Below are 3,436 nucleotides of genomic sequence, written 5' to 3' on the forward strand. Positions count from 1 at the left end.
CTGGCCCAGCTGGTCCATCGCGGCGGCCAGCGCCGGCACCGCGGCGGCCGCCTGGGCACGCAGGCTCAGGCCCTGGCTGTGGCGCTCGAACAGCGGCGCGCCCAGCCATTGTTCCAGCACCTTGACCTGGGCCGCGACAGCCGCCGGCGTCACGCACAACTCCTCGGCGGCGCGTGCAAAGCTCTGGTGCCGCGCGGCCGCTTCGAAGGCGCGCAGCGCGAGGAAAGGCGGCAGACGGGGGTTGGGGGGTTGGACGGCCATGGCTCGACTCAGGCCTAGATTCTCTAGGCCTGGACCCAAGAATAACTTGCTTGAAGCTGCCGGCGCTTGGCCCCAGCATCGGCCCGTCGCCAATCTCCGCGCGATGCCCGACCAAGAAAGCGAACCCGCAGATGAGCACAGCCCAATTGCAGGCCCGGCCCTGGGTGCCGGCCGCTATCGACCACCATGTACAGGCGCTGGCCGGCGCGGCCGGCGCGCTGGACAGCCCCGCGCTGGACGAGGAGCTGGCCCGCCTGGTGGCCGAGAACCATCGCATCCACGATGTCGAGGGCCTCAATCTCAACCCGGCCAGCAATGTGATGAACCCGCGCGCCGAGGCCCTGCTGGCCGCCGGCCTGGGCACGCGCCCCTCGCTGGGCTATCCCGGCGACAAGTACGAGATGGGCTTGGAGGCGATCGAGCGCATCGAGGTGATCGCGGCCGAGCTGGCGGCCCAGGTCTTCAAGGCCCGCTATGCCGAGATCCGCGTCGGCTCGGGCGCGCTGGCCAATCTCTATGTCTTCATGGCCTGCTGCAAGCCCGGCGACACCATCATCGTGCCGCCGGCCGAGATCGGCGGTCATGTGACCCATCATGCGGCCGGCGCCGCCGGGCTCTACGGCCTGCGCAGCGTGCCGGCGCCGGTGCGGGCCGATGGCTACAGTGTCGACGTGCCGGCCCTGGTGCGCCTGGCCGCCGAGGTCCGCCCCAAGCTGATCACGCTGGGCGGCAGCCTGAATCTGTTCGCCCACCCGGTGGCGGCGGTGCGCGAGATCGCCGACAAGGTGGGCGCGCTGCTGATGTTCGACGCCGCGCATCTGAGCGGCATGATTGCCGGCGGCACCTGGGCCAACCCGCTGGATCTGGGCGCCCATGTGATGACGATGAGCACCTACAAAAGCCTGGGCGGTCCGCCGGGCGGCCTGATCGTCGGCAACGACGCGGGCCTGGCCGAGCGGCTCGACGCGATCGCCTACCCGGGGCTAACCGCCAATTTCGATGCCGGCAAGACCGCCGCACTGGCACTGGGCCTGCTGGACTGGAAGGAACACGGCCACGACTACGGCCTGGCGATGCAGGCCAGCGCGCGGGCGCTGGCCGCCGGCCTGATCGCTCGCGACATGCCGGTGTTCGCCCGCGAACGCGGCGGCACCGACTCGCACCAGTTCGCCATCGAGGCGGCCGCCTGGGGCGGTGGCCAGGCCGCCGCCAAGCGCCTGGCACGGGCCCGGCTGCTGAGCTGCGGCATCGGTCTGCCGCTGGACCGCGTGCCGGCCCTGGCCGGCGATGTCAACGGCCTGCGCCTGGGCGTGCCTGAGATCGTGCGTCTGGGCCTGGGTCCGGCTCAGATGGCCGAGCTGGCGGCGCTGATCGCCGGCGCGCTCGAATCGGATGCGGCGGCCGCCGCGCTGGCACCCGAGGTCACGGCCTTTCGCCGACGCCACTGCGCGGGCGGCCTGCGCTATCTGCGCGGCTGATCGCCGCCAGCAACCGCGACTCGGCAGCGACCAGGTCTGCCGCTTCGCGCCGCGCCAGGCGCAACCGACGCAGCAACCAGGGGGTCAGGTCTTGCTGGCCGGCATGCTCGGGCCAGTCGACCTCGGCGGGCGCCATCACCGGCAGCTCGGCGCCCTGCCCTTGCACCAGCCATGCTGCGCAGTCCTGCCGGGCCAGCGCCAGCTCGGGGCCGGCCAGTTCGGCGGCGAGCCGGTCGGTGCGCCGGTTCAGCATCTGCTGCACCGTGCCCAGCAGGGCCATGAAACGGTAGCCATGGCTCAGCACCGCCTCGATCTCCGGCTCGGGCAGACGCACCTGGCGCGGCTCGACCCGGCTGCGCTGGGCCGCGGCGGCCAGCGCAGCCAGGGCCGTGTAGGCCTGCTGGCGGCTCAGGCGCTGGGCCAGCTGCTGATCGGGCGCCGGCGCCCAGACCAGCAGATTGCCGGCATGGCGGGCCAGCGCCGCGCGCAGCTGGCCGCTCAGGCGCTGCAGCGAACGGCGCTCCCACGAGGGCAGCACAAAGCAGAAGGCCCAGGCCAGCAGCGCGCCGATCACGGTGTCGGCCAGACGCTCGGCAATCGCCGGGCTGCTGCCCGGCTGCAGCAGCAGCGGCTGCACCAGGGCCATCAGGGTGGCGGCGGTGGCGGCGACCCGGTAGCGCTGGTTGACATAGGCATGGGCCACACCCACCGCGACGATGAAGGCCAGCGCCAGCAGACGCGGCTGCTGCAGCTGTGCCAGCGCGAGCACCAGCAGGCAACCGATCACGGTGCCGATGATGCGCTCGTTGCGGCGCGACAGGGTCTGCTCCAGATTGCCGCGCAAGACCACGGCGACGCTCAGCACCAGCCAGTAGGGATGGGCGTTCCAGGGCAGGAACTGGCCCAGCACATAGGCCAGCGACAAGGCCAGACCGGCCCGCAAGGCATGGCGCATCACGCCGGACTGCAGGCTCAGATGCGGCCTGAGCGCGGCCAGCGGCCAGCCCTCGGGCGAGACGAAGAGCTGCAGCTTCTCGGGCGGCCAGGCACTGTCCCGGTCCGGACCCGCCTGGCGCTCGGCCATCGCCGCGACATCGTCCAGCATATGGCCGAGCCGGCTTTGCAGCGCGTCGACCAGGTGGTGGCGCGCGTCGTCGGCGGCGGCCGGCGCACCGGCCAGACGNCCGCCTGGCGCTCGGCCATCGCCGCGACATCGTCCAGCATATGGCCGAGCCGGCTTTGCAGCGCGTCGACCAGGTGGTGGCGCGCGTCGTCGGCGGCGGCCGGCGCACCGGCCAGACGCGCTGCCAGCGCCTCGCGCCAGCCTTGCGCCGACACGGCGGGCATGACTTGACCCTGGCCGATGGCAGCGGCGAGGGTCTCCAGGGCCTCGGCCAGATGGATCAGCGTGGTGGCCAGTGCGCCGCGCCAATGCAGGCCGGCGGCGTCGCTGCCCAGCAGCTCGATGTCGAGCCGGATCGACAGCATCAGATCGCGCAATTCGATCAGGCCCAGCACCAGATCGGTCTGGCGCCGGCTCACGGCCGAGGGTCGCGCGGCAAAGACCTGGTCGCGCGCGGCCTGCAGCGCGTCGGCCAGCAGGACGTCGTCGGCAATCGAGGCGCGGATGCTGGCATCGGCCGGCGGCAGCGCGCCGGCGATGCGTTGCGCCCGCGAGCGCAGCCGCGCCACGCAGG

3 protein-coding genes are annotated in these 3,436 nt (G+C 72.6%); 1 reads left to right on the forward strand and 2 read right to left on the reverse strand.

Features of this window, described 5'->3' with window-relative positions:
* On the reverse strand, positions 1-261 hold a 261-nt coding region (locus PO768_RS28200; protein WP_272648703.1), incomplete at its 3' end, for a LysR family transcriptional regulator.
* A 131-nt stretch (positions 262-392) separates the two neighbouring features.
* Here PO768_RS28200 and glyA point away from each other — a divergent pair.
* Positions 393-1,739 carry a serine hydroxymethyltransferase gene (gene glyA, locus PO768_RS28205; RefSeq protein ID WP_272648704.1) on the forward strand — a complete coding sequence of 449 codons (1,347 nt, stop codon included), beginning with the start codon at positions 393-395 and terminating at the stop codon, positions 1,737-1,739.
* Here glyA and PO768_RS28210 read toward each other — a convergent pair.
* Positions 1,684-2,844 carry an FUSC family protein gene (locus PO768_RS28210; RefSeq protein ID WP_442953313.1) on the reverse strand — a complete coding sequence of 387 codons (1,161 nt, stop codon included), beginning with the start codon at positions 2,842-2,844 and terminating at the stop codon, positions 1,684-1,686. The two genes, glyA and PO768_RS28210, sit on opposite strands and share 56 nt — an antisense overlap.
* Positions 2,845-3,436: the final 592 nt, after the last annotated feature.

The organism is Paucibacter sp. XJ19-41, from assembly GCF_028462495.1.
GTDB lineage: Bacteria > Pseudomonadota > Gammaproteobacteria > Burkholderiales > Burkholderiaceae_C > Roseateles_E.

Bases quoted from the DNA above. Each gene is read 5' to 3' on its own strand.
- glyA (WP_272648704.1), top strand. From the start codon at position 393: ATGAGCACAGCCCAATTGCAGGCCCGGCCCTGGGTGCCGGCCGCTATC.
- PO768_RS28210 (WP_442953313.1), bottom strand. From the start codon at position 2,844: ATGCTGGACGATGTCGCGGCGATGGCCGAGCGCCAGGCGGGTCCGGAC.